Origin of the sequence: Fodinibius roseus (genome assembly GCF_900129315.1) — a bacterium.
Taxonomy (GTDB): domain Bacteria; phylum Bacteroidota; class Rhodothermia; order Balneolales; family Balneolaceae; genus Fodinibius; species Fodinibius roseus.
In genome coordinates, this window is record NZ_FQUS01000019.1 from 90,044 (window position 1) to 96,401 (window position 6,358).

Below are 6,358 nucleotides of genomic sequence, written 5' to 3' on the forward strand. Positions count from 1 at the left end.
TCCTAATTCTCCATTAATTCCCTCATCTGCCGACGAAATTTGGGAGCACCCCCGTTGGCCGGATGGCGTACAGGAATGTAGGGGAGGTCGAAGTCGGTTAGGCTTTGCTCGCATTTGCGTCCCACCGCGATGGGCTGAGCGCCGGGAAAGAGCGCTAAAAATGCTTTTAGCGATGGGTAGCCCTGATGCAGTTCACGGTCGGTGGGGGTGCGATTGCTCAGGAGTCCCTCATCCGGATCGTACGGGTGCCAGGGCAGGGCGTTCCAGAGCACTGTTTCATAGGGATCTATTCCCAGCTTGTAAAGCGCTTTCCACATGATGGTAGCCGTTGGCTCTGACATTCCCTTGGCATTGACAGCGGGCTTGCTGGTCCGCTGAGCAGGCGCAGACTGAAAAGCGCCATCGGCGGGGATACCATGGACCGGTTCGTGATGCCCCAACAGAATCCGCTCCGATGTCATGGCAATACCGGTAAAATGTCCCCCCTGATACCCCAGCGCTTCCGCAATAAACAGGTATTTGGCTCTGCCGATTCGTTCCGAAAGATAAGCACGCAGCTGGCGCCGGCGAATTTCCGGGCCCTCTTCGGATAGATCGTGCTTTTCATCATGTTGGTACCAGGGATTAAAGAAAGAACCTTCAGGCGTATTTCGGAGAAGGGTAAAAAGGGAATTCAGGCCACTCATTTTGGAAATAAAGGTTTGTTGGTGATAGTTCAGCTGCCCGTTTGCGGTTGTTGCATCCCGGGCGTCTGCAATATACCGGAGAGAACCCTATTTGGAAAAAGAGATTTTATGGAAGATTAATTTGTATTGCTCAAGTCGGACAATCGGGAGGGGCAATACCGTTTATTTATTATTTATGCAGATTATGCTATACCCGGGTGAATCTTAAACTTCCGACAAACTGTTAGTTTTGCGTGCTATAAATGATGGACCAATTTTCCTCGGAAGGCTTAACGTTATGGTACATTTTTACAGATAAATCATCCGCGTTAAATCGCCTGATCAAATATCATCGGCCCGGGCCGGATGGAAAACGATCTGCGAGTATGATATCATGCAAAAAATTAATGGAATAAATCAGAATAAAAGCTATTTTAAACAGGAACAGTCGTCGCCGACGGTTTAATTGACTAAGTGACTGCTCATAACCATTTTTGTAAAAGAGGTACATTAAAGTTCCCTAAAATAATGTTTTATTATGATCACTGATACTACATTTGACATCACCAAAACAACAGAAAGCCGTATAGACCAGGTTGATTTTGATGAATTGGGATTCGGCCGTGTCTTTTCCGACCATATGCTGGAAGTAGAATTTGCGGATGGCCAGTGGAATCAGCCACGGATTAAACCGTATGGTGCCATTGAAGTCCCCCCCTCCCTGCATGTTTTTCATTACGGGCAATCGGTGTTTGAAGGGGCAAAAGCATATTACGTGGATGATGAAACCATAAATTTGTTCCGTATCGAAAAAAATTATGAACGGATGGCCCGCTCATGCGAGCGGGTATGTATGCCCTTCGTTGACCGGGATACTTTTTTGGACGGCATTGCGGCTCTCATCAAGGTGGATAGCCGGTGGGTTCCCCGCAAAGAGGGGGATGTGCTGTATATTCGCCCTTTCATTTCCGCTTTTGACAGGGTTATAGCGGCTAACCCGTCAGAAACATACCGCTTTTATGTCATCACATCGCCGGTGGGGGCCTATTACAGCAAGTCAGTGAAATTGACAACTTCTCAGAAATTCATCCGGGCTGCAAAAGGTGGAGTCGGCGACGCCAAATTCGCCGGGAATTATGCGGGCAGCTTTTACCCGGCGCGTAAAGCCCAGGAGAAGGGATACGATCAGGTGCTTTGGCTGGATGCGTTTGAGCATAAGTATCTTGAGGAAGTGGGGACCATGAATATTTTCGTTGTTATTGACGGAACGCTTGTCACTCCTGAGTTAGGCGGGACCATACTGCCCGGCGTTACGCGCGATTCAGTGATCCAGCTGGCTCGGAAATGGGATATCCCCGTTGAAGAACGGCGTATAACGATTGATGAGGTCATCGATGCAGGTAAGTCGGGAGTGCTTGAGGAAGCCTTCGGGGCCGGAACAGCGGCGGTTATTGCTCCCATAGAGGAGATTCATCACAATGGTACATCGGTTACGCCGGGTGCGACCGAGCGAGGGCCTGTGGGACAAAGGCTCTATGATACGATTTACGACATCCAGCGATCCAGAACAGAAGATCCGTTTGACTGGGTGCGACCGATCGATGTAAGCAAATAATGCTAACAACTCGCGAGGTGAATCCAATACCGTGAGCTGCTATTTGTAATAGGGAATTTTAGAAACGGATTTTGATCCATTGTCGGTGATAACAGGGTGTTGAAATCTTCACGTTTGAGTTATATGCTCTTGCTTCAGCCTCGCTCTGGATCGTTTGGGCAAAATCCCTGGCTTTTTAAAGCCTCTAAAACTAATATCCCAACGCGCGGTCCACGGCATTCTTTAAGCTCATACCCGAGAGCGCTCGTTTATAGTTTTCTACGATTTGTTCCGCTGCCTCTTCCGGGGGTGTGATGCTGGCGATATGGGGGGTCATGATAATATTTGAGCGATTCCAAAAGGGGTGTTTGTCCGGCAGGGGTTCCTCGGAAAAAACGTCCAGCCATGCCCCCTGAAGGAGATGGCTGTCAAGGGCATAAATCAGGTCCTCATCCACCAGGTGATCCCCCCGGGCCACATTGATGATCCATCCCGGTGACGGCAGCTGTTTAAAAAGCTCCAGATCCAGAATGTCTTCGGTTTCTTCGGTAAGCGGGAGCAGGCAGATGAGTATTTCTGCCTTTTTGAGAAAATTGACCAGTTGATCGGGACCGGCAAAACAGCGAATATCCTGTACATTTTTGGGAGTGCGCGACCAGGCCGAGACGGAGTATCCCATCCGGGCCAGCTGTCGGGCTGCGGGCTTGCCGATGGCACCCAGTCCCATCACTCCAATTCGGGTACCGGAGACTTCCCCGTGGGTATGGACCTGCCATTGCTGCTGATCTTTCTGGCGGATATACTTCGTAAAATGTCGCCGGATACTAATAACGGCGCCGATTATATATTCCTTCATCTGTTGTACCAGCGAGGGCGAAACGATCCGGCAAATTTCCACGGACTCCGGTAGCGATTCATCCGAAAGCAGGTGATCCGCGCCCGCACCCAGCGAGGAGACAGCTTTCAGGTTGGGAAAGCTGTCTAATACATGCTTGGGCTGATTCCAGCAGACGGCAAATTGGACCTGTTCCTTGTTTGGAATGGCCGGCCAGATAGCAACTTCTATATGGGGATCAATTTTTCGGATAGTCTTTTCCCACGATGACAGTTGGCGGTCAGGAGCAATGAGCAGCAGCGACATATACTTAAGCAGCAGTTATTATTTAATCATTAATATAAGAGGTTGTGCAAAATGCCGCCGGTTTTTGCTGAATTCGTTCTAAAATCTATTGCATGGGTGCGTTAAGAGCTGTTAACCCTTTGTGAGCAAGGCTCTTTTCCGAATTCTGATAACCGGGGAGACACAAAATGGACAAAAAACTCTTCTATGGAAAAGTCCGTAGTATAACATAATGGGGTTACAACAGGATTGCCGATCAATTCATTTGTTTATGACGGTATTATTGTTCCCGCGGACTTTCCAGCTGAAGATGGCTCCAAGGGTAAAAACCAGTAAAACAGCTCCATAATAGTTATGTGTGACGGCTTCCCATGGTGAAATAGCAAAAGTAGCGCTTAATAAAAGGGCCTGATTGCCATAGGGTAGAAATCCCTGAGCTATACAGGCAAAAATATCCAGGATGCTGGCACTGCGCTTGGGTGATATGCCGTGTTCTTTGGCAATGGCACGGGTCAGATCTCCGGTCACAATAATGGAAACCACATTATTGGCAATACAAAAATCGGTCACAAATACCAGTATCCCTATAGCCGCCTGCTGGGCTCGATTACCAGTTCCCGAGGCTTTTGCCGCTACACGGTTAATCTTTTCGGAAATCCATTGGAGTCCGCCCTGCTGCTTGATGTATTCACCCAGTGCGCCTACAAGCATAGCAAGGATAAAAATGCCCTGCATGTCGGCAAAGCCGTCCGCTATATCAGTGCCAAGTGTCGACAGGGAATACTCAGCAAAAAGAGCCCCTTGCAGCGCGGCCATTAGAATGCCGATAATGAGTACGAGGAAGACGTTCATTCCCCCGACGGCCAACAGTAAAATTGCCAGGTAGGGGAGGATAGCGGTCCAGTTGACTGTTTCCGGGGTTAAGGGGGCGGAGTCGGTGGACAGCAATACAAACAGGAGAACGGTGACAATCGTGGCCGGGAGGGCAATTTTAAAATTTTCCCAGAATTTTTCCCTCATGCCGACCTCCTGGGTACGGGTGGAGGCAATAGTGGTATCGGAGATGATAGAGAGGTTATCTCCAAACATGGCACCTCCGAAAAGAGCTCCGGCAATAAGTACTTCTCCGATGCCGGCCTGTTCTGCAAAACCTACCGCTATGGGGGCCAGTGCAGCAATCGTTCCGACCGATGTGCCCATGGCCAGGGAGATGAGGGCAGAAATTACAAAAAGTCCCGGCAGAATATATCCCGGAGGGATAAGAGTCAGCCCCGCATTGACTACCGCATTTACGCCGCCTGTAGCTGTAGCCACATTAGAAAAAGCCCCGGCCAGTAAAAAGATAAAACACATGGTGATGATATTATCGTTACCGGCCCCCTTTACCAGTACTCCAATGGATTGAGTGAGAGGTTTTTTTTGTAAATAGACCGCAAGCATCAGCGCCGGTAGTATGGCCACCTGTCCGGGGAGCTGCTGAAAGGCATGATCCACACCAAGCACCTGCAGCGTTAAACCGGTCCCCAGAAACAGGCCGATAAAAAGCAGGATGGGGAGAAGAGAAAGCTTGGCTGTACGAGGGTTAAAATTCATTATCTCCGTAGATTAAAAAAGCGAAAATACAGTTTTAACCTTTAAATTATAAATTAAAATTAGGGTCGTTTATTTCGAGATTAATTTTTAGTTGTATTTTCATTCGAAAAGTGATTTTATTATGTCGAAGTTTTACCAGAAATCTTTGCAAAACCGCTCTTTTGCCCAATGTCGGCGTTATCGGTCGGTTGAAATCCTCACATATGAGCTATATGCTGCGAGGGCAACCTTCCCGGGGCCTTGATCTTGACCAAAATCCCTGGTTTTCAAAGGCTTCTACCAAGCTATTGAATCACCTGGAATAAGCATAGTCGTATAATCGTATGAATGGCGAACCTTCGAAGCAGGAGCCGGTAGCAACTTACAAGCGGGATGCCCTGTTTCTGTCACTTGCCGGTATTTTCTTGACTTCCCTGGTGCTCGGCAATGTTATAGGAACGACAAAATTTGTGACGCTTTTTTCAGTCGAGCTCTCAAGCTGGATGCAAGCCATCGTGCCGGAGTTAGTGCGGGACAATGACATATATACCATGAGCGTGCCGGTGGGGGTTATTGCGTATCCCTTTACGTTTTTAGCGACGGATTTACTTTCAGAGCTCTATGGACGGAAGAAAGCCCAGCTGGTTGTCTGGGTAGGTTTCTGGATGAATGTGTTCATGCTGCTGTTAATGAGTGTAAATCACTGGCTGCCCAACACGGCCGGGGTCAGTGGGGGACTTGATCTCTTTGAAGGGGTCTATGAATTTATGATCGGTAATACGATCGCCAGCATGATTGCCTATTTGGTCGCCCAAACAGTGGATGTCCGCCTCTTTCATTTTTGGAAGAGATTGACCAAGGGAAAACACCTCTGGTTGCGGAATAATGCTTCCACTACTATAAGTCAGTTAGTGGACTCTACCGCTATCCTGACGATCCTTTTTGTGGCCGGAAATCTCGGTCAGGAGATAGATACCGTTGGCAAATTAATCATCCTTATTCTCAATTCTTACCTCTTTAAATTCTTTTTCGCACTGTTTGATACTCCACTCTGTTATTTGGGAGTAAAAATGTTCAGGGATTATGAAGAAGACCCCGGAGAATACAGCCTCTATTCATAGGTTATTGTGGCAAAAGTGTCTTTTAAACAAAGGGGAGGGCATTAGGTACATTCGTAAAATAAATGTGACAAAAACATTGACACGAACCCCTAAAAAGTCTTACATTAGGAATCCAATTTCGAAACGGGGTTGAGCCCAATAGTTATTGTGTTCAACTCCGTTTTTTTGGCTCAAGACTATTGGGTCAAATCGCATTTTTTGTTCTTTAAAGTAGTGGGTAGAATATACAGACGATCGCACGTCGAGCCCTTGTCGGGCCGTCCTTTCGGGGAGGGCCCAGATGAGA

The 6,358-nt window shown here is 47.9% G+C and carries 5 protein-coding genes; 2 read left to right on the forward strand and 3 right to left on the reverse strand.

The genetic code is table 11. The features are described from left to right. Positions 1 to 2: 2 nt before the first annotated feature. The gene (locus BUB16_RS15910; protein ID WP_073066764.1) at positions 3 to 686 is read right to left on the reverse strand and encodes a uracil-DNA glycosylase; all 684 of its coding nucleotides are present in this window, start codon (positions 684 to 686) and stop codon (positions 3 to 5) included. Between the two features lie 517 nt (positions 687 to 1,203). Here BUB16_RS15910 and BUB16_RS15915 point away from each other — a divergent pair. Next, the gene (locus BUB16_RS15915) at positions 1,204 to 2,280 is read left to right on the forward strand and encodes a branched-chain amino acid aminotransferase (protein ID WP_073066767.1); all 1,077 of its coding nucleotides are present in this window, start codon (positions 1,204 to 1,206) and stop codon (positions 2,278 to 2,280) included. Between the two features lie 190 nt (positions 2,281 to 2,470). Here BUB16_RS15915 and BUB16_RS15920 read toward each other — a convergent pair whose 3' ends face one another. Together BUB16_RS15920 and BUB16_RS15925 are read right to left on the reverse strand one after the other, a co-directional pair. Next, complete coding sequence (locus tag BUB16_RS15920) at positions 2,471 to 3,400, reverse strand: 2-hydroxyacid dehydrogenase (RefSeq protein WP_073066770.1); 930 nt, start codon at positions 3,398 to 3,400, stop codon at positions 2,471 to 2,473. A 240-nt stretch (positions 3,401 to 3,640) separates the two neighbouring features. After that, positions 3,641 to 4,972, reverse strand: coding sequence for a Na+/H+ antiporter NhaC family protein (locus tag BUB16_RS15925; protein WP_073066772.1), 1,332 nt, complete (start codon positions 4,970 to 4,972; stop codon positions 3,641 to 3,643). A 323-nt stretch (positions 4,973 to 5,295) separates the two neighbouring features. On the opposite strand from BUB16_RS15925, the gene BUB16_RS15930 reads away from it, so the two are divergent. Next, a complete protein-coding gene (locus BUB16_RS15930; protein WP_073066776.1) occupies positions 5,296 to 6,072 on the forward strand; it encodes a queuosine precursor transporter in 777 nt (258 codons plus the stop codon). Positions 6,073 to 6,358: the final 286 nt, after the last annotated feature.

Excerpts from the sequence above, each read along its gene's own strand:
- BUB16_RS15915 (WP_073066767.1), top strand. The coding sequence starts at position 1,204 with ATGATCACTGATACTACATTTGACATCACCAAAACAACAGAAAGCCGT.
- BUB16_RS15910 (WP_073066764.1), bottom strand. The coding sequence starts at position 686 with ATGAGTGGCCTGAATTCCCTTTTTACCCTTCTCCGAAATACGCCTGAA.
- BUB16_RS15920 (WP_073066770.1), bottom strand. The coding sequence starts at position 3,400 with ATGTCGCTGCTGCTCATTGCTCCTGACCGCCAACTGTCATCGTGGGAA.
- BUB16_RS15930 (WP_073066776.1), top strand. The coding sequence starts at position 5,296 with ATGAATGGCGAACCTTCGAAGCAGGAGCCGGTAGCAACTTACAAGCGG.
- BUB16_RS15925 (WP_073066772.1), bottom strand. The coding sequence starts at position 4,972 with ATGAATTTTAACCCTCGTACAGCCAAGCTTTCTCTTCTCCCCATCCTG.